The sequence below is a fragment of the Chishuiella sp. genome, from assembly GCF_032109125.1.
In the GTDB taxonomy this organism is placed as follows: Bacteria; Bacteroidota; Bacteroidia; order Flavobacteriales; family Weeksellaceae; genus Empedobacter.
Genome location: NZ_DAMCLZ010000002.1, coordinates 108,540 through 134,260 on the forward strand (window position 1 = coordinate 108,540; position 25,721 = coordinate 134,260).

Annotated in this window: 23 protein-coding genes; 9 read left to right on the top strand and 14 right to left on the bottom strand. The window is 27.2% G+C overall.

Going from position 1 to position 25,721, the window contains the following annotated elements:
• Positions 1-5 precede the first annotated feature (5 nt).
• The 8 genes from RT575_RS03420 to RT575_RS03455 all read right to left on the bottom strand — a co-directional run bounded on the left by RT575_RS03420 (position 6) and on the right by RT575_RS03455 (position 8,838).
• Positions 6-1,124 carry a muconate cycloisomerase family protein gene (locus RT575_RS03420; protein WP_313578828.1) on the bottom strand — a complete coding sequence of 373 codons (1,119 nt, stop codon included), beginning with the start codon at positions 1,122-1,124 and terminating at the stop codon, positions 6-8.
• A gap of 117 nt (positions 1,125-1,241) precedes the next feature.
• Positions 1,242-2,126, bottom strand: a complete 885-nt coding sequence (locus tag RT575_RS03425; RefSeq protein WP_313578830.1) for an AraC family transcriptional regulator — start codon at positions 2,124-2,126, stop codon at positions 1,242-1,244.
• 57 nt (positions 2,127-2,183) lie between these two features.
• Positions 2,184-2,858 carry a hypothetical protein gene (locus RT575_RS03430; RefSeq protein WP_313578832.1) on the bottom strand — a complete coding sequence of 225 codons (675 nt, stop codon included), beginning with the start codon at positions 2,856-2,858 and terminating at the stop codon, positions 2,184-2,186.
• 9 nt (positions 2,859-2,867) lie between these two features.
• Complete coding sequence (locus RT575_RS03435) at positions 2,868-3,641, bottom strand: hypothetical protein (RefSeq protein ID WP_313578834.1); 774 nt, start codon at positions 3,639-3,641, stop codon at positions 2,868-2,870.
• 2 nt (positions 3,642-3,643) lie between these two features.
• Complete coding sequence (locus RT575_RS03440; protein WP_313578836.1) at positions 3,644-4,297, bottom strand: hypothetical protein; 654 nt, start codon at positions 4,295-4,297, stop codon at positions 3,644-3,646.
• 691 nt (positions 4,298-4,988) lie between these two features.
• Positions 4,989-6,551, bottom strand: a complete 1,563-nt coding sequence (locus RT575_RS03445; RefSeq protein ID WP_313578838.1) for a helix-turn-helix domain-containing protein — start codon at positions 6,549-6,551, stop codon at positions 4,989-4,991.
• 213 nt (positions 6,552-6,764) lie between these two features.
• Positions 6,765-8,018: a CinA family nicotinamide mononucleotide deamidase-related protein gene (locus tag RT575_RS03450; RefSeq protein WP_313578840.1), complete on the bottom strand. Its 1,254-nt coding sequence runs from the start codon at positions 8,016-8,018 to the stop codon at positions 6,765-6,767.
• A gap of 55 nt (positions 8,019-8,073) precedes the next feature.
• The gene (locus RT575_RS03455; protein ID WP_313578842.1) at positions 8,074-8,838 is read right to left on the bottom strand and encodes a GLPGLI family protein; all 765 of its coding nucleotides are present in this window, start codon (positions 8,836-8,838) and stop codon (positions 8,074-8,076) included.
• A 1,015-nt stretch (positions 8,839-9,853) separates the two neighbouring features.
• On the opposite strand from RT575_RS03455, the gene RT575_RS03460 reads away from it, so the two are divergent.
• The 4 genes from RT575_RS03460 to RT575_RS03475 all read left to right on the top strand — a co-directional run bounded on the left by RT575_RS03460 (position 9,854) and on the right by RT575_RS03475 (position 13,133).
• Entirely contained in the window at positions 9,854-10,690 is an 837-nt protein-coding gene (locus RT575_RS03460; protein WP_313578844.1) for a helix-turn-helix transcriptional regulator, read from the top strand.
• A 98-nt stretch (positions 10,691-10,788) separates the two neighbouring features.
• Positions 10,789-11,361 (top strand): ester cyclase, encoded by a 573-nt coding sequence (locus tag RT575_RS03465; protein WP_313385269.1) that lies wholly within the window; start codon positions 10,789-10,791, stop codon positions 11,359-11,361.
• Between the two features lie 138 nt (positions 11,362-11,499).
• Positions 11,500-12,390 (top strand): 4,5-DOPA dioxygenase extradiol, encoded by an 891-nt coding sequence (gene ygiD / locus RT575_RS03470; protein WP_313578846.1) that lies wholly within the window; start codon positions 11,500-11,502, stop codon positions 12,388-12,390.
• 83 nt (positions 12,391-12,473) lie between these two features.
• Positions 12,474-13,133, top strand: coding sequence for an alpha/beta hydrolase (locus RT575_RS03475; protein WP_313578848.1), 660 nt, complete (start codon positions 12,474-12,476; stop codon positions 13,131-13,133).
• Between the two features lie 69 nt (positions 13,134-13,202).
• Here the strand turns inward: RT575_RS03475 and lipA are convergent, their stop codons facing one another.
• Complete coding sequence (gene lipA / locus RT575_RS03480; RefSeq protein WP_313385273.1) at positions 13,203-14,072, bottom strand: lipoyl synthase; 870 nt, start codon at positions 14,070-14,072, stop codon at positions 13,203-13,205.
• Positions 14,073-14,210: 138 nt separating this feature from the next.
• On the opposite strand from lipA, the gene RT575_RS03485 reads away from it, so the two are divergent.
• Positions 14,211-14,666, top strand: coding sequence for a copper resistance protein NlpE (locus RT575_RS03485; protein ID WP_313578850.1), 456 nt, complete (start codon positions 14,211-14,213; stop codon positions 14,664-14,666).
• A 142-nt stretch (positions 14,667-14,808) separates the two neighbouring features.
• Here the strand turns inward: RT575_RS03485 and RT575_RS03490 are convergent, their stop codons facing one another.
• From RT575_RS03490 to dnaN, 3 genes are read right to left on the bottom strand one after another with little or no spacing between them, the layout of a single operon-like run.
• The gene (locus RT575_RS03490) at positions 14,809-15,240 is read right to left on the bottom strand and encodes an META domain-containing protein (protein ID WP_313578852.1); all 432 of its coding nucleotides are present in this window, start codon (positions 15,238-15,240) and stop codon (positions 14,809-14,811) included.
• 13 nt (positions 15,241-15,253) lie between these two features.
• Positions 15,254-17,680, bottom strand: coding sequence for a phenylalanine--tRNA ligase subunit beta (pheT, locus tag RT575_RS03495; protein ID WP_313578854.1), 2,427 nt, complete (start codon positions 17,678-17,680; stop codon positions 15,254-15,256).
• 32 nt (positions 17,681-17,712) lie between these two features.
• Positions 17,713-18,831: a DNA polymerase III subunit beta gene (gene dnaN / locus RT575_RS03500; protein ID WP_313385280.1), complete on the bottom strand. Its 1,119-nt coding sequence runs from the start codon at positions 18,829-18,831 to the stop codon at positions 17,713-17,715.
• A gap of 266 nt (positions 18,832-19,097) precedes the next feature.
• Between dnaN and RT575_RS03505 the strand changes: the two genes are divergently transcribed.
• From RT575_RS03505 to RT575_RS03520, 4 genes are all read left to right on the top strand, one after another.
• The gene (locus RT575_RS03505) at positions 19,098-19,376 is read left to right on the top strand and encodes a GNAT family N-acetyltransferase (RefSeq protein ID WP_313578856.1); all 279 of its coding nucleotides are present in this window, start codon (positions 19,098-19,100) and stop codon (positions 19,374-19,376) included.
• 5 nt (positions 19,377-19,381) lie between these two features.
• Positions 19,382-20,005, top strand: coding sequence for a carbonic anhydrase (locus RT575_RS03510; RefSeq protein ID WP_313385282.1), 624 nt, complete (start codon positions 19,382-19,384; stop codon positions 20,003-20,005).
• Positions 20,006-20,304: 299 nt separating this feature from the next.
• Positions 20,305-23,118, top strand: a complete 2,814-nt coding sequence (locus RT575_RS03515; RefSeq protein WP_313578858.1) for a hypothetical protein — start codon at positions 20,305-20,307, stop codon at positions 23,116-23,118.
• A 3-nt stretch (positions 23,119-23,121) separates the two neighbouring features.
• Positions 23,122-23,871 carry an SDR family NAD(P)-dependent oxidoreductase gene (locus RT575_RS03520; RefSeq protein WP_313385286.1) on the top strand — a complete coding sequence of 250 codons (750 nt, stop codon included), beginning with the start codon at positions 23,122-23,124 and terminating at the stop codon, positions 23,869-23,871.
• A 316-nt stretch (positions 23,872-24,187) separates the two neighbouring features.
• On the opposite strand, the gene RT575_RS03525 is transcribed toward RT575_RS03520, so the two are convergent.
• A complete protein-coding gene (locus RT575_RS03525; protein ID WP_313578861.1) occupies positions 24,188-24,829 on the bottom strand; it encodes a CPBP family intramembrane glutamic endopeptidase in 642 nt (213 codons plus the stop codon).
• A gap of 452 nt (positions 24,830-25,281) precedes the next feature.
• Positions 25,282-25,695, bottom strand: a complete 414-nt coding sequence (locus RT575_RS03530; protein ID WP_313578862.1) for an RDD family protein — start codon at positions 25,693-25,695, stop codon at positions 25,282-25,284.
• Positions 25,696-25,721 lie beyond the last annotated feature (26 nt).

Genomic DNA, 25,721 nt, shown 5'->3' on the forward strand with positions numbered 1-25,721 from the left:
TTTTTTTATTTACGTTTGTATTTTTCGATTTTATTATCGTCAATTTCAATTCCTAGTCCAGGACCTTCAGGGATTTCTAAACAACAATCTTTGTAAGTGATAGGTTTTTTAACAATATCATCTACAAGTAATAAAGGAGCGAAAAGTTCTGTTCCCCAAGTTAAATTATTATAGGTGCTAAAGACATGAGCTGAGGCAACGGTACCTATAGTTCCTTCTAGCATTGTTCCGCCATACATCCCTATATCAGCACCTTCTCCGATACCAGCAATTTTAGAAGCGTTATATAAGCCTCCACTTTTCATAATTTTTACAGCATAAACACTTCCTCCTCTAATTTTAGCTAATTTATAAGCGTCTTGTATTGTGCAACAAGCTTCATCAGCCATAATAGGAATACTAAAATATTCTGTTAAACGAGCTAAACCATCAAAGTTTGTTTTATTAATAGGTTGCTCAATCAAATCGATTCCATTTGTTTCTAAAACCTTTATCCATTTTTTAGCAGTAGATTCATCCCAAGCTTGGTTAATGTCTACGGTAATTTTTATATCATCACCTACTGCTTTTTTAATAGCCGACACATGATCAACATCTATCTTTGGATTATTTCGTCCTATTTTTAGTTTGAAAGTATTATGTCTATTTTCTGAAATTAATTGTTTTGCTTCTTCAATATCAGTATCTGTATCTCCACTCGCTAATGTCCATAGTACACTTAATTTTGTTGAAATAGCTCCTCCAAGTAAGGTAGAAACGGAAACATTTAATCGCTTACCTTGTGCATCAAGTAATGCAGTTTCTATTCCTGCTTTAGCAAAAGTATTTCCAGAGATATATTTATTTACACGTTGATTTATTGCGTGTATATTTGTTGCGTCTTGATGAATTAATAACGGTGTAATATATTGATCAATAGTTAGTTTAATTCCTTCTGGAGATTCGCTTCCGTAACTTAATCCACCTATGGTAGTTGACTCTCCGATACCAATAATTCCATCGTCAGAAAAAACTTTTATGATTACCATAGATTGTTGATACATGGTTGCCATCGATAAGACATGTGGTCTTATTGTGGGCAAATCAACAATTATAGTTTCTACTTTTATTATTTTAGGGTTCATTTAACTTCGATTATATTATGTAATTAATACACTAACAAATTTCAGTTAAATGATATTTAAATTATAGTCGTTTTCAATTAAAAATAGGACAAATCAATCATTTTAAGTTAAATGTTTTTATAATCCTAAGCTTTTTCTGAAATCTCGTGGAGTTTGCTTTGTAATTTGTTTAAATAAACGTGTGAAGTAAGAAGGATCATCAAAGCCTAATTTATAAGATACATCTGTGATAGAATAATCAACTTTTGTAAGTAATATCTTTGCTTCATTTATAAAGAATTTTGAAATTATTTTTTTAGTTGATTCACCAATTACTTGGTTGCATATTCTATTGAGGTGACTAGAGGATATAGACAATTCTGTTGCATAAAATTCAACAGAATATTTAAAGCTATAATTCTTTTTGATGAGGTTTCTGAAGCGTCTATATAATAATCTATAGGTATTGAAGTCTTTTTTTATAATGTTTTTAGAAACTAGAGGAATTCTAAACAAACGAATAAGTAGCATTCCTGTTAGGTATTCTAAGGCTAATTCTCGTGCAGGTAAGTCTTGGTTAAATTCTCTAACGCATTTTAGATAGGTTTGATAAAAGTTTTCTAATAAAGGATTTTCTAAATTAATTTTAGAGAGAAAAACTTCTTCAATATCAAAAAATATGTCAGCATCTAGTGTAAGTGTTTTTTCTAAACCTAAATCAGAAATTGAAATTACGTATCCTTCTGTATCGGTTTTTAATGTAATGCTGTGTAAAATATTTTTTGGAATAGTAAAAAAAGATAAATCATTCATTTCAAATTCTTGATTATAACAAGTTAATTTGGCATATCCTTTCTTTATTAAAAAGATTTGAAATAAATCTTGATGAGAGTGAGCTTTAACTTCAATTAGTCCAGCCGAAGAATTAGAAAATTCATCTAAGGAACTTACATGAATTGTATTTCGAACTAATTTAAAGTTATTTTCCGTTGAAATATTTTTTGTTACAGATTCATTCTCCATTGAAATGATAGTTTACTTCTAAATTAATGTTTTTTTAGAAGTAAACTATTTTTTATATTATAATTTCTCACATGTAATAGTATAAGAATTATATGTTATGTTATTTTCTATATAATTTGGTCTTGCCAAGAATAAAACTCTATAAAAATTATTTTCATTAGGATAAGAAATATAAAACTCTCCTGTACTATTTATATCTAATTGTGGACATAAAAGCTGTGGGGTTTGATAATTGTTTGAATTGTAAGTTTTTCCGTTCGATTTGTAATAATTTAGATCATTATCCCCCCATTTTCTAAATAATGTAAAGTACGTTGTAATTTCTTTTTTAGGATCAGATGATAAGTTTAACATTATATCTAAATTTTTATTAGGATATTGTGTATTATTTTTACCATCACGAAAAGAGAATTCAAATCGACCACATTTTAGTTTGTTGTCAGGATTAGGTTTTTCACTAGTATAGAATAATCGTTTAACTTCAGAAATTTCTTCGCTTATTTTATTTTTTAATGTAGATCTATCAACCGTTTCTAAATTTCCAATACCATCAGTAACTAAAACTCTATCATATGATTCATCAGATGTTTTATCTACTAGATTCCTAACTTTTAAATTTCCATTTACATCCAATGCTCTTTCTGGTTTCGATGTATTAATTCCTACTTGACTAAATGAGTTAATATTAAACCCAAATAATATGATTATAGATGTTATTTTATAAAATTTCATAATAATAATTTATTGTTTATAATATCTCTCGCATGTAATAACTCTTAAACCACTATTTTTTAAGTTGATTTGAGTTGTTAGATTATTATCAGAGTCTTGATTGACTATTCTTGTAATATGTATTTTATAAAAATCTCCATTTGTGGGATCTACTATATGTAATTTCAAAAAGTCATTGTTAATCATATGTGCAGGACCTCTATTGTTTGTTGAATAATCAGGAGTGTTGTTATTATATGAACTACTATAATTGAAAATTGTTTGATAAACATCCCAATTATCAGGTGTGAAAATCTTTTTAAAATTACTGTAATAATATTCTCCATTACCTGTATTGGCACTATGACCACCAGTTAATTTCACTCTTCTTTCTAATCTTCTTAGACCATATTGAATTTCAGTGTTTTTTTCTGGATTAATTAATAATTTAAATTTTGCTATATTATTTTCATCAATAATGAAAGAATATTTTCCACATTTTACTTCTTTATTACTATCACCTCCAATACTACTGTAATAAATAATTCTATCTGTTTCAACTTGTTGTTCTGGTGTTTGGAATATTGATGATTTAGATTGTTTATCTATATTACCAGTACTATTTGCTATAATAATATTTTTGAAATTTTCATCTTCAGTTTTATCCTGAAAACTAGTTATTCTTAGATTACCATTTACGTCTAGTGATCGTTCGGGTGTTTCAGTATTAATACCTACACCTCCTTGTCCAAATAAAATTGTTTGTAATAAAACAATAGGAAAAATATATTTTATTTTTTTCATAATTAGAATTTTTCACATGTAGTTACCCAATAGTTACTCCCATTTTGGTAAAGGCGATAAAATGAAACTCTATAAAAATCAGGTTCTTTAGGGTAAGACAAATAAAGTTCATTATATTCACCGTCTTCTATTCTTGCTTGCCCATCAAAAGGAACATCAATAAAATTATTTGTAGATGTAAATTCTTTTGGAGTTGATTTTGCTTGGTATTGAAACCCGTTTGTTTCATAATTCTGTTCAAAAGTTGTATATACTTTTACTGTAGTTCCAGTAACAGGAGCATTTATCAATCTAAATCTTACATCTCCAGTTCCAGAATTAGGTACAAATGCAAATTCAAATTTCCCACACTTGAGAGTTTTTGTAGCATCTGGTGTAGAATTTGGCGTAGTAAATTCATTGTTTAGAATTACTTTATCAATACTTCCATCTTTAGTAGGAAGAATAGATGACTTGTTGATATAATCAATATTTCCTTTATCATCAGTAACTAATACTTTTGTATAATCAGAATCACTTGCTTTAAAAGCTAGGTTTCTAATAATTGTATTCCCTTCTACATGTAAAGTTCTTGTTGGAGATTCTGTTCCTATTCCTACTTGTGAATAAACATTAAACCCCAGCATCATAATTAAAATTTTAAGATGTTTTTTCATAACTGAAAATGTTATAGAATTTTTACTTTTTTGGTATGTTTTTTGTTATGTATTATTACTAAGTGTCTTAGGCTTGGACAATAGTAAAAACTTGTGCAAAATTATAATTAAGATTACAGCTTTCTTAGTTAAGAAGTATCACTATCAGTGATAATGATAGTATTATTTAATAGTTTTTTTTGAATAAAAAAATGCTCTATTAGATCTTGTTTATGAGTATTTTATGCTTTTAAAAAAGCGAATAAATTTTTATGAATGTGTCAAAATTGGTAGTTATTATTTTAAGTCAATAATGGTTTAAAAGAATATGTTTAAAATTATTGAATAGTATATGAATAATTTTAAAAAGTTTTTTGCAACAGTCTTTTTGTTTTTCAATAATTATTAATTGTGTAATTCATTTTCTTTTAGTCACGAATTTGCAATAGTGATTGTAATGGAAATCCTTTTTTTGATTGAATTATTTTCGATATCAAATCAATGACTAATCAAAAAAAGATTGAAATGTAAAGCACGGTGCGAAGCAATTGCCCAAAAAAAGAATATTATTTTTAGTCAAGTTGGGAATAATTTTTTGTGTTAATCCCAATTTTTGAAAAGTTTAAATAATCTTAATAATAAAGCAGAAAAACTCTAAAATGAATTAAATATTCATTTTAGAGTTTTTATATTAATTATCTAAATAATCGTTTTATTTATTTTTTCTTTTTAGTTGAGATATAAATTCTGAAGGTGATATATTAACTTCCTTTTTGAAAATATGAGTAAATCTACTATGTGAAGAGAATCCAGATATTTCTGATAAATAGCTAATTTTATAATTTAGAAAATTGGAATCGTTAATTAGTAATTGAATTATATATTTAATTCTCAAACTATTTATATAATCGCTAAAATTTTGGTTTTTATAATTGTTTAAAATATAATTAATGTATTTTCTATTTGTTTCTAATAATGTGGACATTTGCGACATAGAAAAATTTTTTTGAGTGAAATGATTGCCTTTTTCAAATTCATTAATTTTATTCAATAATTCTAATTCTTTTTCTTCAGACATTATTCTTTTTTCCTTATTCTGAAGTGGTGTTTTTAACTGATAATCAAAAATATCTTTATTATTAATTTTTTCTAGAATGGTATTAAAATGTTTCTTTTTTCTTTTACTATCATAAAAATATAGGAGAGTAGATATTATAACAATAGTGATACAGATATATAAGTAAATAATTAGATTAGATGATTTCTTTTTTTCACTTTCATAATTATTTTGACTGTCATTAAATACTTTCTCAATAGATTTAATTTTTAAATCAGCTAAATTTTTATAACTATCATTTATTTTTATATTGATGCTATCTACTGTTTTATATTTATTTTTTAATCTATAATAATCTGCCTCTGTAGTGTTTATTTCTAATTCTAATTCTTTGTCTTTGGTTATTTTTAAAATTTCTTTCGCTTTTTTTAAATAGTATACTGTGAAATTGAAATCTGGTTTATCTAATTTCAATTCATTCATTGCTATTTTTATACATGTTTGTGCATAAAAATTACGGTCAAGTGCTTCAGAATTTTTTATTTCATCTAAAGCTAGTTTATAGTAGATTTTAGCATTTTTATAATCTTCTAAATGGAAATAACTTGTTGCAGTATTTATGAATGCTGGAACTGCAGAACCTTGAAAATTGTCGTTTGGAAACTCTTTTTTCAACGTTTTTATAATTTCTACAGCTTCTTTATTTATTTCTAAAATTTTTCTAAAATTTTTTTGATTTTGATAAACAAATGATTTGGCTTGTAAAATCATAGATTTAGATAGTAATTCATTTTTTCTATCTAAATCAGCCGCATAAATTAGTGCTTTATCAAAATATTTGATACTTTCTTTTGTAAAACCAATTTTAGCATATAAAGTGGCAACCTGTCCCGAAGTTCTAGTTTTCCAGAATATAAGCTTGTTTTTTTCTGCGATTGAATTAGCTTCTAGAGAATAATCTAATGCTTTTTTATATTCGAATTGCGAATCATAAGCACCAATTATAACAAATAATGATTTGACTTTTTGCCAATCATTTTTTGAACTTTTGTATAAAGAATCACCAACTTCAACAAGTTGTTGATTTGTAATATTTTTTTGATTTCTTAAATAAGTGTTTACAGCATCGTTAAAAGTAGAGTTTTCTTGTGATAATTTTTCTTGTGAAAAACAGAATTGGTAAGCTAAGAGTATAAAAAAAATAAATTTTTTAAACATGTTTATTATAGATAATCTACAACAAATTTAAGTTCAATTTCTCAATCTTGAGTAATTTATCAATAAATTATATTGAGTAAATATTACGTTTAAATTTGGCTATTTTAAATAATATTATAAGCTGAATCGTTTAATTAATAAATCTATCTAAACAACTATAGTTGTTTAGATAGATTTATATATTTTGTACAGGTAAATTACAAAAAGAAAAACTTATTCTTTTACAAATTGAATCGCCAAATTAAGAGCATTATTCGAAACAACTTTTATAAAATCCTCTCTATCCAAATAAGGATATAAATAATGCTTACTTACAGTTCTTTCTCCGTTCGTTACAGAAACCCAAGCAGTACCAACATCTTTCCCGTCCTCACCTTTGTTTGGACCAGCAACGCCAGTTGTAGAAATAGCAATGTCAGTATTCAGTAGTTTACGAACACCTTTTGCCATTTGCTCCGAAACTTGCTCCGAAACCACCGTAAATTCTTCTATATCTTTTTCATTTACATTCAATACAGACGTTTTTACATTGGTTGCATAAGCAACAACACTTCCAGAAAAACAATTAGAACTTCCAGATATAGAAGTGATTAATGTAGCAATATTTCCACCAGTACAACTTTCGGCAGTAGCAATAGTTAATTTTTTTTGTTGTAGTACATCACCTAAAACCTGTTGTGCTTTACCAGAATTATCAGAAACTACAAATTCACCAGCAATCAATTTAAAACGTTCTATTTGCTCTTGTATAGCATTTTTCAGAAAAGATTCATCGTTACCAGTAGCAGAAAATCTTAAATCGATAGAAGAACGACTTGGTAAATAAGCTAAATGAATAAATTCGGGTAATTCATTTTCCCAATCTTCAACCAAAATAGCAAGGTCACTTTCGGGAATCCCATTTATTAGGATATCTCTATGAACAATAGTTTCAGCATCAAATTGATTTTTTAGACGAGGAATTATTTCATCTATCATTATTCCTTTCATTTCATAAGGAACGCCAGGCATATTTACAATAACCTTATCTTCAACTGTAGTCCAAAGACAAGGAGCTGTTCCATAAATGTTTTGTATAAAAGAAGATTTCTCAGGAATAAGAGCTTGGTTTCTATTCAAGTTATTTAGCTCTCTTTTATAACCACGCTGAATAAGTAATTGATAAATATTATCTAAAACCTTTTCTTCTACAACCAAATCGCAGTTAAGGAACTTGCATAAAGCAGCTTTTGTTTTATCATCTTTTGTTGGACCTAGACCACCAGTTACAATAACAATGTTAGATTTCTCTAAACCACGTTCAAAAGCCTCAATAATATGGCTCATTTCATCCTGTACCGATAGAATTTCTTCAACTTCAATTCCTATTTTATTTAGTTGCTGAGCAATAAATGCTGAATTTGTATCAACAATTTGCCCTATCAGTATTTCATCTCCTATTGTGAGTAATGTTGCTTTAATTTTCATATAAAAAAAACTTACTCGAAGTTAGTAAGTTTTCTATTCAACTGTTGTATAAAATCTATTTTTTATCAATTCCATCATTGTTAAACATTTCATTTCTTTTATTATTTGCTTCATCCCAAATTGCATCTACTTGATTACTATTTATAAGAGTTCCTTTTGTTGATAAATTAATTTTAGAAGATTTCTTTATTTCTTTTTTATTTGTAGCAATCCAAGAGTTAATAATTTCTGATTCATCATCTGATTTCTTATAATGCATTTCTAAAATAAATCCTTTTTTAGTATAATATATATCAGGAGAAAAATGGTACGGAATAGCAGTCGTATACCAAATAATAAAATCTATATTATTTACTTTTGCAGTAGCTTCAATAACTGGTAAATTTAAAATTTCTTTTTTATTACCAGTTTCTTTTATCTCAAGTTCAATTAAGTCACCTTTCACAAGATAATTTTTTCCATACACATCCATATTGTAAGAAAATTCATTATTAGCATAATCATTTGTAGTACCAAAAATACCAATTGGAGTTTTAGTTATAAAAAATGTTTGATCATTTTGCGAATTTCTTACTTTTTGAATATAACTAGTTTTACTAAGATGATCACTGTATAAAAATTCAAAAACTTCTTTCGGAGGATTTTTATTTAATTCAATCAATTCTTGTCTGTCTTTAGGGTCTTCTTCCCATTCTTCGAACCATTTCAACCCCTTTGCAGTGTAATGAGTCTGTACTTGGGTTTCGTATGTTATCTCATAGAACTGAGCAGACAAATGTATAGAGAGTAACATAATTAAAAATGTAAAAATCTTATTCATATTAAATTGTTTATTGTTTTAAAAATAATACATTTTATTTAATATCTATTATTTATTAGGGCAAACCTTTCAAGCCGCGCTTTAATGTTCCTAATCTTTTTTGATTGTTCATTAAGCGAAGTCGAAATGCAATGGCCAATCAAAAGAGGATTTTCACTTCAGTCGCTTTTGCGAAACAGATAATGAAACTTTAATATCATTATTCTTCTATTTAAAATTTTATCATTCAGAGCCTGTCGAAGAATCTTAATTATTTAAATAAAATTTTTAAAGAATATGTTTCGACGAGCTCAACATGACATAACACAAAATAAATTATTATACATCAATATTTTATTGGAGAATTTGTCATTCAAAGCCTGTCGAATAATTTTAATTATTGAAATGAAATTTCTAAAGAATTTATGTTTCGACAGGCTCAACATGACATAACGATTCAACTTAGAATTTACTAAGAAAAGCACTTGATTTAATAGAAAATAGAATCTATAATTTCGAATGAAATTCGATAAGAGTTTTATATACTAAATAATAAAGTATTTATATTTTAGTATCAATTAATATAGATTTTTAAAAATATAAGATTTTGAAGTTAAAATGGCAGATAGTAATTAGATTATTTTTATCATTAATAATAAGTTTTCTTTTGTTTTTGATTTTTTCAAAGCAAGATGGTTTATTTGCTTTTATAATTGTATTAATTTTAATTCAGTTTATAGATTTATTGTACTTAATTTTCAATAAAAGGAATATTTTATTTTTAATTATATTGTTATGGTATTTTACACTAACATTTTGTTATTATAAAATGATAGAAATGGGTTTTAGATTGTTTTAAATATCTTATTCTAATGTTTTAGAAAATAAAAAAATATTATTCCTTACTTTTAAATTCTGTAATTGCGTTAGGGATTCTAGTGAAAATCCTTTTTCCTTAGAAAAAGATTGCAACGAAAAGCCCGCCCTAAGGGAACGCCCAAAATTGTATTTTCCTAATAAATAATAATTGACTTTTATGCAGGATATTTTCAAAATTTTTAAAATAGATATTCACGAATCTAATAAAATTGCTGAACAAATAAATGAACCTCATCAACATGACTTTGAAGAATTATTGATAGGGAATAAAGGGGAATTGGAACATTTTATAGATTTTAAATCTCAGATTCTGCAAGCGCCATTTATTAGTTTCGTTACACAGGGAAAAACACATCGTGTAAGACCGTTACCAAAGGATAATGAATGTGATATTTGGGCAATACGATTTAGAAGTGAGTTTATTGCGGAGACAACGTTTCGTTTGTATTCTTCTTTTCATGAGAATGCAAGTTTTACAATGCCAAATTCTTTGTGTTTTGATAGATTGAATGTGATTTGTGAAATGATGCAAGATGAATATTTACAGGCTGTTCCGGATTTTTCGGTAATTAGTGATTTGCTGAATGCTTTGTTTACGATGATACAGTCTGAACGTAATAAACAAAATTTGAATAATGATGAAACGAATAAAATAAATGGGAATACGTTTCGTAGTTTTTTGAAGTTATTGGAGATTCATTATAAAGAGGCAAGAGATGTGAATTTTTATGCAGAAAAACTGTTCATGACTTCGAGAAATTTGAATAATATTTGTCAGAAAATATTACATCAAAGTGTTTCTGAAATTATAGAAACAAGAAAATTGACTGAAGCAAAAAATTTGTTAGTAACAACTGATTTAACAATTGCTGAAATTGGTTTTGAACTTGGTTATAATGAAAAAACTTATTTTACACATTCTTTTAAAAGAAAGTCTGGTATAACTCCATCCGAATTTAGAAAAGAGATGGAGCAAGTAATTCAGTCAAAATAAATATACTTCCTAAAAGCACAACAGTTTTTCCAAATAGCTTTACTTGTTAGGTATTGTTTTATAGACATTTGTACTATCAATTTAAAAGAACATTTGTTATGAAAAAAACTATTTTGAAAAACGTATTCGTTACTACTGCTTTAATTGCATTTTTTGGTTTTACTTCTTGTACACAACATAAAAATGATGAAGAAGGAAAAAAGGCATTGGAAGAAATAAAACAATTAACAGCTGCTAATGCTATAATAAGCTCGAATTTAGAAAAATTTGATACATTGGATTTTGTGGTTTTTAGTAATAGAGATTGGAAACGATTACATGAAAGTCATGCCAAAGATATTAAGGTTCATTTCCCTGATGGACATACAGAAGTTGGTTTGGATCAACATATAAAAACATTAGATGCTATGTTTGTATATGCACCAGATACTAGAATAGAAGAGCATCCTATAAAAATAGGAGATGGAAATATAACTGCTGTTATGGGATATATGTTAGGAACTTTTACAGAGCCAATGCCTATAGGAGACGGAAAATTTATACAACCTACTGGTAAAAAATTTAAATTGCCAATGGCGACAATAGGTATTTGGAAAGATGGAGTAATGACAGAAGAATATCTTTTCTGGGATAACAAAAGTTATATGGACCAAATAATGGGAAGTAAATAAGAACATATTAGTTGTTTAAAAAGACCAGTAGTACAACTACTGGTCTTTTTTATTTTTCCTAAAAACACAACAGTTTTTCCAAATAGCTTTACCAGCTAGATGCCATTTTTATAGAAATTTGTAGTACAGAATAACAAAATGAATAGAAAGGATTTTTTAAAAACTATGGCTTTATTACCTTTAGGTGCAGCTGCTTCTAAGCTAAATGCGCTACACCAAGTTACGGACAATTTTGGTGCTACAGAAAGAATGCCTGTTCTGTTTTTGGGACATGGTAATCCAATGAATGCTCTTGATGATAATATTTTTACGAAAGGTTTTCAGGAAATTGCAAAAACACTTCCAAAACCTAGAGCTATACTTTGTATATCTGCCCATTGGGAGACAAAAGGAACATTTGTAACAGGAATGCAACATCCAGAAACGATACATGATTTTGGTGGTTTTCCACAAGCATTATTCGATGTGCAATATCCAGCACCTGGAAGCCCTGAATTAGCAAAAGAAACGAATAAAATAATTCAATCTACAGAAGTTGGAATTACAAATGATTGGGGATTGGATCATGGTTGTTGGACAGTTGTAAAATTTTTATTTCCTAATGCTGATATTCCTATTGTAGAAATGAGTATAGATTATACAAAAGGACCAGAATATCATTATGCATTGGGACGAGAATTGGCAGCATTACGTAGAAAAGGAGTTCTAATAGTAGGAAGTGGAAATACAATTCATAATTTAAGAAAAGCTGCTTGGGATAAGATGAATCAGATAGGTTATGCCTATGATTGGGCACATGTAGCAAATGAAAAAATGAAAAGTCTTATTGTTGATGGAAATCATAAGGATTTGATAGCTTATGACAAACAAGGAATAGAATTCCAAATGTCTATACCAACACCAGAACATTATATGCCGCTAATGTATACATTGGGATTACAAGAGAAAGATGAGGTTGCAACTATATTTAATGATGGAATTGTTGCTGGTTCGTTGAATATGCTTTCTGTAAAAATAGACAAGGCGTGAGAGGAAAATTAATTTGTCTATCAATCTTTGGATTGATGATAGTTTTCTCGGCATTTGTAATTAAGAAGAATAAAAAAGAAAAAATGGAAAATATAATAAAAACAGATTTAGAATATTTGGTAAGAAAACCAAAAGTAAAAACAGCCAAAACACCATTGATTATATTGTTACATGGTGTAGGAAGTAACGAAAGAAATATGTTTTCGTTAGCTGATTCTTTACCAGATAATTTTTTAGTAGTTTCTGCTAGAGGACCTTTGACATTAGGGCAGGGGAGTTATGCTTGGTTTCAAGTTCAGTTTACTGAAAATGGACCTTCTATAAATGAAGAGCAAGCAGAAAATGCTAGGAAAACAATAATTAAATTTATTGATGACTTAAAAAAAGTAGAAGATTTTGATGCAGATGAAGTTTATTTGGTAGGTTTTAGTCAAGGAGGAATTATGAGTTATAGTGTTGCTTTGACCGATCCAGAGAAAGTAAAAGGAGCAGCAATTCTTAGTGGTCGTTTGTTACCAGAAGTAAAACCTTTAGTAGCTTCAAATGAGCGTTTACAAAAATTGAATTTCTTTATTTCTCATGGAACGCAAGATCCTGTGCTTAAATTTGATTTTGCTTTGGATGCTGTAGATTACCTAAAATCGAAAGATTTGAAACCTATTTTTCATCAATACACAGAAGTACATACAATTAATAACCAAATGTTAACCGATCTAAATGAATGGTTGAATGACGTAAATTAATTATCTTTTGTTTGTTCATAAAAAAAGAGTTCTATTTTAATAGAACTCTTTTTGTTTTAATAATATTTTTTATAAAATATGTTTTTCTGCATGATAAGAAGAACGAACCAAAGGTCCTGATTCTACATGTCTAAATCCTAAACCACGAGCAAAATCTTCATATAATTTAAATTGCTCTGGAGTTATGAATTCTTTAAGTGGTAAATGTTTTTTTGTAGGTTGTAAATATTGACCAATTGTAATAACATCTACATTTGCATTTGCAACATCTTGTATCGTTTCAAGAACTTCGTCTTCAGTTTCTCCAAGACCAAGCATAATTCCTGTTTTTGTACGTCTTTGTCCTGCTTCTTTTGCATAACGTAAAACTTCTAGAGAACGGTCGTATTTAGCTTGTATACGAACTTCTCTCGTTAAACGACGAACAGTTTCCATGTTGTGAGACAAAACTTCTGGAGCTGCTTCTACTAATCTGTCAATATGTTTTTCCATTCCTTGGAAATCAGGAATCAAAGTTTCCATTGTAGTTCCAGGACTTATTCTACGAACAGCTTGTATTGTTTCTGCCCAAATAATAGATCCCATATCTTTTAAATCATCACGATCTACAGAAGTAAGAACCGCATGTTTTATTTTCATTAATTTAATAGAGCGAGCAACTTTTTCTGGTTCAGCCCAATCAACTTGTTCTGGGCGACCAGTTTTTACACCACAAAAACCACAAGAGCGAGTACAAACATTACCAAGAATCATAAATGTTGCAGTACCTTCTCCCCAACATTCTCCCATGTTTGGACAGCTTCCACTTTGGCAAATTGTGTTTAGCTTATATTTATCGACTAAACCTCTTAATTCTTTATGTTTTTTCCCAGTAGGTAACTTTACTCGTAACCATTCGGGTTTTTTTACTCTTCCATCAGGTAATAGTTCAACACTCATATACTAGTTTTTCTACTTGCTAAATTACAATTTATTTTAATAGCAGTAAATCATTTTATTTATTTTCTTAAATGAATCTTTTTTAATTGTTTGGTATGTATATTGATATATAAAATAGTAGATCATAAATTTATGAAAATGAAATATTTTATTTTACCATTAGCTGCATTTGTATTCACTTTTTCTAGTTGTGAAAGTAAAAAAGAAGAAGCTATTTCTCAACATTCTTCAAATGATTCTATAGAGAGAAATGATTCTCTTCCAACTGGTGATAATTCTAAAATTTCTGTAGATTGGCAAGGAACTTATGAAGGAGTTTTACCTTGTGCTGATTGTGAAGGAATAAAAACTACAATACTTTTAAATGAAGATGAAACTTATAAATTTTCATCAGAATATTTAGGGAAAAATCATAAATCTGATGAATCTGGTAAATTCACTTGGTCTGCAGATGGTAATGATATTATAATAAAATTTAAGGACGGAGAAAGTACTAGTTATATTGTTGGAGAAAACCAGTTAGTACAATTAGATCAAGAAGGTAAGCAAATTACTGGAGCATTAGCTGATAAATATGTATTAAAGAAAAAATAATCATATTATTTTTCATCATATATCGTTTTAATAATAGGAACGGTTATCTTTTTGATAACCGTTTTTTTTATTGTATTATAAAAAAATCCGAAGAAATTTTATTTCTTCGGATTTTAAATTTTAAAACTTAATTAAGTTTAATTTATGTTGTTTTAAAAGTAAGTAGTAGAATATTATCTTTGAAAAGATGTAATTCATTTCCTATAACTTCATAACGATTAACATTTTTAAGCATTGATAAAAACGCTTGTTCTTCCTTAAGATTTGGACAAGCCATTTTTGTTTCAGATATATTTCCAAAACTAATTGCTCCATTTGATTTAGATAGGGTTGCATTAAAATTATTGCATCCAGAAAAACCAGAGACTGTAGAATTAGTTTCATTTATAATTAAAGAAACTTCTTTATTATATAATCCTTTTACAACATCACTATCAGTAACTAAATACCAATTTTGATTAGAAATTGATACATCAGTTCTAGGTTTTAACTTAGCTGTATTTGTGTTGGTTGAACATGACACAGCTACAAATGCTGCAAAAAGCGTTGAACAAAAAATGGTTGTTATCTTCATAATTAAAAGAATTTTATCTTAATTCAGCATTAAATTTATCTTGAAATAATTTAATTAATTTTTGCATTAGAGCATCAATGTCTTGATCACTTAAAGTTTTATTTTCATCTTGAATCATAAAACTTAATGCGTATGATTTTTTACCATTTGGTAATTTATCACCTTCATAAACATCAAATAAATTAACAGATTTCAGAAGTGATGATTTTGCTTCTTTGGTTGCTTTAAATAAATCTTCATATTTTACATTAGAATCTATTAATAAAGCTAAATCACGACGGGAACCAGGGAATTTAGGAATGTCTTTGTATTTTAAATTATTTTTACTTGCTAAAGAAACTAAAGTTTCCCAATTCAATTGAGCAAAGTAAGTATCTTGACTAACACCTAATTTTTTAGCAATTTTTTTATCAACAATTCCTAATTTACCTAAAGATTTGTTCCCTGAAATAAATTCGATTCCATCAAGGAAATTTTTATCATTAGCAGGTAATTCTTCAGTTACTTTAATATTTAATCGAACAAAAATTTGTTGAACCAAACCTTTTAAATCACTAAAAGTTGATTTTCTAACATTTCCTGTCCAAGATTCACTATTAAAATTACCAGAAAGTACAATTCCTAAACATTTGTTTTCTTCGTATTTATCGTTTATTTTACCATAAACTTTACCAAATTCAAATAATTTTACGTCTGTATTTCTGCGATTTACGTTAAATGCTACGTTTTCTAATAATCCATTTAATAATGTACGACGCATTACAGCTAAATCAGCAGAAAGAGGATTTAACATAGCAACACTTTCCCCTTCAGGATAAGCGAAAATAGTTTCGTACTCTCTTTTTGTTAATGAATTGTTCATTGCTTCATTAAATCCAAATGCAGTAAGTTGTCTTGCAATAAAATCTTCAATTTTATCTGGACTTACTTTTTGATTTGGAATATAAGAGAAAGAAAATTTAGTAGGAATTTCGATGTTATCATATCCATAAATTCTCAAAATATCTTCGATTAAATCAACATCACGTTGAACATCTACACGATATGCAGGAACTTCTAAATCTAAAACACCATCACTTTCAGCTAATATTTTAATTTCTAAGTTTTCTAAAATAGCTTTTATTTTATCTTCAGCTATTTCAACACCAAGTAATTCTACTACTTTAGCTAAACGTAACTTTACATTAAAGTTAGCAATAGGATTTGGATAAATGTCATCAATATTTGAAGCTATTTCTGCACCTGTAATTTCAGTAAGTAATAATACTGCTTTCTTTAAAGCGTCAACAGTTGTGTTAGGATCAATACCACGTTCGAATCTAAAAGAGGCATCAGTGTTTAATGCATGAGCTTTTGCACCTTTACGAATAGTTACAGGCTCAAAATAAGCTGACTCTAAGAATAAATTTGTTGTAGATTCTGTTACGCCAGAATTTTCTCCACCAAAAACACCAGCAATGCAAAGAGGTTTTTTTTCATCACAAATCATTAATTCATGACCTTTTAATTCTCTTTCGACACCATCTAATGTTGTGAATTTACTTCCTTCTGCTAATTTTTGAACAATAATTTTATTTCCTTCAATTTTATCAGCATCAAAAGCATGTAATGGTTGTCCTAAATCATGTAAAATGTAATTTGTAATATCTACAACATTATTGATAGGAGCTAAACCAATCACTTTCAGACGGTTTTTTAACCATTCTGGAGATTCTTCAACTTTTATATTTTTAAGATAAATACCTGCATATCTTGGAGCAGCTTCTGTATCTTTTACTTCAATAGAAATAGGATTTTTACCAAAATCTGTAGTTGGGTAGTTTGATACATCATAAGGTTTGAATGTAGCATTAATATCTCTTGTTTTTAGTGCCGCGTAAAGGTCGCGAGCAACACCAAAATGAGACATTGCATCAGCTCTGTTAGGAGTTAAACCAATTTCAATTTCTTTATCAGCTTCTTCTGAAGTAAAGATTTGTGAAGTTGGAGTACCTGGTTTTAAATCTTCTGGTAAAACTAATATTCCAGAATTATCTGTACCAATACCTAATTCAACCTCAGAACAAATCATTCCAAAAGATTCTTCACCTCTTATTTTTGCTTTTTTAATTTTAAAATCTCCATCAGGAGTAGGAAAAACAGTACCAACAGTAGCTACAGGAACATTTTGTCCTTCTGCAACATTAGGTGCACCACAAACAATTTGTGTTTCTTTTCCGTCACCTAAATCTATTTTAGTTACTTTTAATTTATCTGCATTTGGATGAGGAATTGTAGATAAAACTTTACCAACTAAAACAGTATCCAAATATTTTTTAGCTCCACCTATTTCTTCAACACCTTCTACTTCTAAACCTGTACTTGTAAGAGTAGATGATATTTCGTCAATAGAAATATCTGTGTCAATATAAGTTTTTAGCCAATTGTATGAAATTTTCATTGTCTTATAAAAAGAATTATATATTTTATTTGTTATGCATTAAGCATAACAGGCATTACTAACATTAAGATTTCTTCTCCATCTTCTAAACCATCAACAGGTTTTATAATTCCTGCACGGTTAGGTTCAGACATTTCTAATGTTATTTCGTCTGATTGTAAGTTGTTTAACATTTCAATTAAGAAGCGAGAATTGAAACCGATTTGTAAATCTGTTCCATTATAATCACATGATAATCTTTCTTCTGCTTTGTTTGAGAAGTCAATATCTTCTGCTGAAATAGTTAACGAATTTCCAACTAATTTTAATCGAGCTTGATTTGTTGTTTTGTTAGAGAAAATAGCTACTCGTTTCAAAGAAGTCAAAAATAAACTTCTATTGATTGTTAATACATTTGGATTTTCTTTAGGAATTACTGCTTCATAATTAGGATATTTTCCATCAATTAATCGGCAAGTTAAAACGATGTTTTGGAAAGAAAAACGTGTATTTGTAGTATTATATTCTATTGTTACATCATCATTATTTCCTCCTAAAATATTTTTTAATAAGTTAAGAGGTTTTTTAGGCATGATATATTCTGCTGTATCTAGATTTTCTAAGCCGCTTCTTGTATATTTTACTAAACGGTGTGCATCAGTTGCTACAAATCTAAAAACATCAGCATTTGCTTGGAAAAAAACTCCAGTCATTATCGGGCGTAATTCATCATTTCCTGTTGCAAAAATTGTTTTTACAATTGCTTCAGAAAGAATATTTGCTCCTATTGTAGTAGAACTAGCATCTTCGATATCTGGTGTTTGAGGATATTCATTTGCATCTTCAAATGCTAATTGATAATTTCCTTGTTCTGATACAATCTCTAAAGTGTTACTTTCTTTTTGAATAAAAGTTAGAGGCTGTGCAGGGAAAGTTTTTAGGGTATCTGTTAAGATTTTAGATGGAATAGCTATTTTTCCATTGTCATTTGACTCTACTTCTAAAGTTGTAGAAATCGTAGTTTCTAAATCAGAACCTGTTATTGTCAATTGGTTACCATCTAATTCGAATAAAAAATTATCAAGTATTGGTAAAGTATTGTTAGAATTAATAACTCCACCTATTAAGTTTACATTTTTTAATAACGTGTTGCTCGATACAATAAATTTCATATGAAGAATATTTCCTTAAGTATATCTAACAAATGTATGAAAAATCTTAAAGAAAAATAATGAAACCTATACATTAAATATTATATGACAATATTTAGTATTGATTTTCAGTCGAAAATACTTTCGTCATCTCTTAATTATTTATATCAATTTTTGTTTGAAAAATTCTTTTTTCAAGCTTAGATTTGTATACTATTTATTGTTTTAACACTTTATTAAATTTATTTAAAAAAGAAAGTATTAATTTAATGGATTAAAACAATTGTATGAAGATAGAATTAAAATTAGAAGATAAAAACGGAGTATTTGAACTGTTAAATGAAAATAATGATATTGTAGGAGAGCTTACTTTTATGCTAAAAGAAGAACAAATGCTTATTAATCATACAGGGGTTAATCCTGAATTAAGAGGACAGGGGTTCGCCGAAAAATTAGTTTTAGAAGCAGTTGAATATGCTCGTAAAAATCACTTAAAAATAATACCATTTTGTAGTTATGTTAGTGTTTATGTGGGTAAACATCCAGAGGTACAAGATGTAATTTAAATATTATGAATTTAGAAAAAATTTTTGAACACAACGAAGATTGGATTAATAAGCGATTAAATCAAGATAAAGAATATTTTGATAAATTATCATCAGGACAGAATCCAGAAGTTTTATATATAGGTTGTTCTGATAGCCGAGTTACTGCAGAAGAATTGTTAGGAGCTGAGCCTGGAGAGGTTTTTGTTCACCGTAATATTGCAAATATGGTAATCGGTTTAGATCTTAATACAACTTCTGTTTTAGATTATGCTGTTGAGCATTTAAAAGTAAAACATATTATTGTTTGTGGTCATTATAATTGTGGAGGTATAAAATCAGCAATGATTCCTAAAGATTTAGGTATTATGAATCCTTGGTTAAGAAATATTAGAGATGTTTACCGTTTGCATTCAGAAGAGTTGAATGCGATTGAGAACGAAGGGATGCGTTACAATAGATTGGTAGAATTAAATGTTCAAGAACAATGTGTAAATGCAGTAAAAAATCCTTTTGTTCAAAAAGCTATGCAAAATGGACTTCAAGTTCATGGTTGGGTTTTTGATTTATTTACGGGAAAATTGATTGACTTAAAATTAGATTTCGATTCTATATTAAAGAATATTAAAGAAATTTACGATATAGATTAATTACTTTAATATATTATTGATTTGGTGCGGTATTTGTTTATTAATGTATTAACCGAACTAAATCAATAAAATAAGCTAACTGCTTATTTAAACGTCATAAAACAATGTTTTATGACGTTTTTTATATCAATTAAAAATTACTTTAATCTATTATTGATATTGGTATAATTTTTGACTAATCCGCTTTTAGTGTAGATTATTTTTAATTAAAAAATATAAATAATTAGACACTAAGTTTTTATAAATAAAACATGTTTGGCATGATAATTGATTGTAAATATATTAACCGAACTAAATCAATGAGTACAAATCGTTGGATAAAAAAAATAAGTATCGCTTTAATAAGTTTTATTGCGATACTTTTTATTTTTAGTTTTTATATAAGTTATTTTCTTAATGATCGATTACCTAAAATTATTATCGAGAAAAATGATACACCTTATAATTTAACTTATGGAGAATTAAGCTTTTCATTGTTTAATTCATCACTTAATTTAAAAAATGTTAATATCTCTCCTAAAGATTCTACATCAATTGTAGATTCTATTAAAGCTACAGGAAAAGTAAAGGAAATTAATATAGTTGGAATTAATTTTTTAAAACTAATTACAGTAAAAGAAGTTTCTGCTTATTCTATTCATATAGATTCTCCTATTGTTAATTATTATCTAAAAGAGAATAACGAAAAAAAAGATACAACTAGAACAAAAGTCGGAGATAGTTTTAATGTTTCAAGAATAAAAATAAAAAATGGAACATTTAATTTATTGTCTAGTTCTGGAAATGAAAAGATTGTAAATGTGTCTAATTTTAATATAAATTTTAAAGGAGTTAAATTCAATGAAAGAACTGCTGATAAAAAAATTCCTTTTAAATATTCGTCTTTTGATATCAAATTAGATTCAATGTTTTTCATTGTAAAAGATAGACAAATAGTTAAATCTAAAAAAGTTCATTTTAGTGATACTACTTTTGAGTTATCAGATTTTTCAATGAAACCTTTTGGAGCTCATAAAGGAGTTTATTTACCGAATAAAACTAATGCAGATTTATTTGATGTAAAAACATCTTTACTTTCTTTAACTAATATGGATTGGGGATTTACAAATGAAGATAAATTGTATTTTAATACAGATAAACTTTTGTTACGTGAACCTAAGATTACAATTATACAAACTGATTACTCAAGAAGGAATGATTCGCTACCTAAAAAAATAAATTTAAAAAATAATGACACTGATTTAATTAATGTTAAAAAATTTCAAATTGAAAATGGAAAAATAAATTCTTTTTTCTCTGATGCTAAAACAATAAAATATAACATAAGCGATGTTGATTTAGCAATAGAAGGAATTAAAATGAATGATTTTACCAGAACAAACGAGATTCCAATCGATTATAATACGTTTAAATTAAACTTAAGGTCAATGTATTATCGTTTAAATCATACACATTCACTTACAGCTTCTACTTTGAATTTAGGAAATTCTAATTTGACATTAAAAGATTTTAAGATGAAACCTATTTTGTCAAAAAAAGAATTTAAAAATAAGTTTACTAAATCTAACGTTCTTCTAGATATTGAAACTCCAATTTTAAAGCTAAATAAGTATAAATGGGGTTTAAAAAATGGTGATTTTTATTTTCATACAAACTCTATAAAGTTTAACAATGCTAATGTTAAAATAATAGAGCAAAAAAATGACAATATTCTTGTTGATAATAAGAACAAATTAAAAGATAAATTAATTGATTTTAATCTATCTGTTGATACAATTAAAGTTAATCAATCAAAATTTTCTTCAGATGAATTATTTGATTTCAATGATATAAATCTTACTATTCTTGGCGTTACTAATATAAATGGAAAAGTATTAAATATTAATGATATTATTTTAAAAAAACCGAAGCTTTTATTTTATAATCAATCAAAAAAGAATAATCAAAAAAGTGATAAAAATTCTAAAGAGTTTGAAAATAGTATATATGTAAAAAGAATAAGATTACAAGATGGTAATTTAGAAATGATTTCAAAAACAGATAATAAGAAAAATTTAATTTTAAAAGATATTCAATTATCCGCTAATCATGTTAAGATTGATAAAAATACTGTTCGAAATAATATTCCTTTTGTTTATGGTAATTTAGAATTAACTTCTTCTGGAATTGATTATGATATTAGTAATGTTTATAAACTAAAAACATCAACATTTATTTATAAAAATGGCAATTTAATTTTAAATCAATTAAAATTGTTTCATAATATTTCTAGAGAAAATTTTACAAAATCATTAAAGAAACAAAAAGATTTGTATACGGTTTCTGTTGATAAAATAACAAGTAAGAATTTAAAAATAGGTTTTTTACCTTCCAAGAATTTATTTATAAAATCAGATTTAATGGTTTTTGATAAACTATATGCAAATATATTTAGAAGCCTATTACCTCCAAATGATCTTTCTAAAAAGACGATGTTTTCTCAAAAATTACGAGAACTAAAAATGGATTTACAAATCAATCAAGTTAACTTGGTACAGTCTAAATTAGAATATGAAGAAGAGGCTAAAAAAACTGAAAAAACAGGAAAATTAACTTTTTCTAATATTAATACAAGTATTAAGAATATCAATTCTGGCTTTAATAAAAAATCTCTACCAAATGTTATTATTGATTGGGATTCAGAATTTATGAATGGGGATTTAAAAGTTAAATGGGTTTTTAACCCAATGAATACCAGTGAAAAATTTAATATTAAAGGATCTATAGCTAATTTGCCTGCTAAAAATTTAGATCCGTTTTTGGTTCCTTATTTTAATGTGAGTGCTAATGGAAAATTAAATAAAATAAATTTTGATTTTGACGGAGATGATATTAAGGCTAATGGAGTATTTAGTATTCATTATAATGATTTAAAAGTTAGTTTATTAAGAGAAGGAGGAAGTAAAAGAAAATTTTTATCTGCAGTTGGTAATGTAGCAATAAAGAAAGACTCGAGAGGAAATGAGAGAGAAAAAGAAGTTAAAAATGTTACACGTAAACAAGATAAATCATTTTTTAATTTCTTTTTAGCTTGTATATTAGATGGACTTAAAAAAGCTTTATTAATTATTTAGAAAATGAAAAGAACAGTTTTTATTACAGGTGCTACTTCAGGTATTGGAATGGCGACAGCGAAAATTTTAGCTTCTGATTATCGTTTAATTCTTTGTGGACGTAGACAAGATCGATTAAATGAAATTGAAAATGAATTAAAGAAATTGACAGATGTAAAAACGCTTCAGTTTGATGTTCGCGATAAAGATGGTGTTTTTAATGCAGTAGAAAGTTTAGATGATGAGTGGAAGAATATAGATATTTTAATTAATAATGCAGGAAATGCACACGGTTTAGCTCCTTTTGACGAAGCAGAATTAGATGATTTGATTTCGATGATTGATATTAATGTAAAAGGTTTAATTTATGTATCAAAAGCAGTTGTTCCATTTCTTAAAAAATCTAACAATGCACATATTGTCAATATATCTTCTATTGCAGGTAAAGAGGTTTATCCGAACGGAGCAACCTATTGTGCGTCCAAAGCTGCTGTAGAATCTTTAAGCAAAGGAATGCGTTTTGATTTGTTGCCTTATGGTGTAAAAGTTTCTAATGTAGCTCCAGGAGCTGTAGAAACCGAATTTTCTTTGGTTCGTTTTAAGGGAGATAAAGAAAAGGCAGAAAATGTTTACAAAGGTTTTGATCCTTTGGTGGCAGAAGATATCGCCAACGCAATAGCTTATTTACTTAATCAACCAGAACACGTCCAACTAGCTGATATAACTGTTTTTCCAAAAGCACAAGCAAGTGGAACAAATTTCTTTAAGAAATAAAAGAATAATAATTCAATTCAATATCAACCACTTTCTTTTTTAGATGAAAGTGGTTTTTTTATTAATTATAGTCATCTAACTATATATTTTAGGGCAATTGCTGCGCACCGTGCTTTCCCGCTATATCTTTTTTGATTGGTCATTGTATTTTGATTTAGTCACTGAGGCTCTCGAAATGTAATAATCAACTCTAAATATATCCAATCAAAAAAGGATGCCGCTTCAATCACTATTGCAAATTCGTAGAATAAAAAAATACAAAATATTTTTTAAGTTTAGATTTAATCTCTGTTTTTATTAAATCAATGTTAGTTTTTTACATTCTAGCACTAAATAAATCTAAAAAAGCTGGAGCAGATAAGTTTAGGAAATCAACAAGAAAATGTGATAATATAACCCATCTTAAACTATTTGTTTTTTTATAAGTTATTGCCCAAACAATTCCCATTATAAATGTCGAAATTACAACAGCATTTCCCCTAAATATTTCTGAGTTTATACCAAATACAAAATGATTCATGGCAAATAGAAAACTAGTAAATAAAATTGATAGTAAACTATTCCATTTTTTAGTTGCATCACTCAGAAATCCTCTCCAATAAAATTCTTCAAGCCAAGGATTTATTAAAGCTAAAAGTATCCAAGGAACAAAAACCGACCAATCTTGTAATAAATGATTATGTTTTATAAATATCGGAATTGGTATTAATCCAATAATTAATGTTATTATAATCCAAAACCAATTTTTATTTCCTTTTTTTAACCAATTTTTTATTGAAGATTCTTCGTCAAATTTGAGAATGAAAAATAAAAAAAGGAACCATTCAATTATAATCAAAGGAATGAAAGACCATTTACCAATTAGTTTTCCAAAAATTAATGCAGATAAAATATTTCCAAAAATTATTATAAAAGGAGAAAGTAGTGCAATTCTTTTATTTTTAATGTTTTTCATCATTTGTTTATACATTTTTAATTAAATATCGTACAATGTTTTTAAGATTTCCGAAGAACTAAAAGAAGTTGAATGAAAGTCCAAGTTCTTCTGTTAAAGTAAATTATTTTTTGCAACGAATACAGTTAATTGTTATTGTGAAATACAATGTTATATGATGTTTTTTTAACTTAGTTTTTTTTGTAGTCATTGATTAGTCTACGATTATTTAGAAGTGTGTATTTTTTCGATTAATTTATCTTTTAATAAGTATGGAAAAAACAAAAATCCAACAGATAAAAATTTATTGACTTTTCTTAGTAGATTGAAATATATTTATGTTTAATAATTATTGTTATTTTGACGCTTTTGGATAAGTTATAAAAGGAAATATAAAATGCTGTTGCTAAAAAAAAGCATAAACTTTTATATTGCTCTATATCTGGCATTTTTCTAATGCGATATTAGTAGAAGTATTATTTTATTTTTATCACTTTAGTTTTTGCTAATAAATCTCCAAGTCTTTGATTTTCGCTTGAATTTTTAATAATTATTATAGCTACAAGTCCAAAAAAGAACATATCAATAATGTCTAATATATGTCTTAAAAACGATTGTTTAAAAGTTATTTTTGATTCAGTTTCCAAATCAACAGGTTTTAATCCGACTATATAATTTCCAATTGTTGAATCTAAAATTAATTCAGTTCCGCAAATGTAAAGCAACCAAAAAATAATTATCGGAAACGTTTTAATTCCATTTACGGAATAAGCACCTTCAGAATTTATTTCTCCAAATTTGAAAATGTAAAATGAAGTTAAAGATAAAATTATTGTATAATCAATAAAACCAGCAATAATTCTACGAGTAATAATTTTTTTAGTCTTCATCCATCTGTTTTTAATTTTCTTTTTGT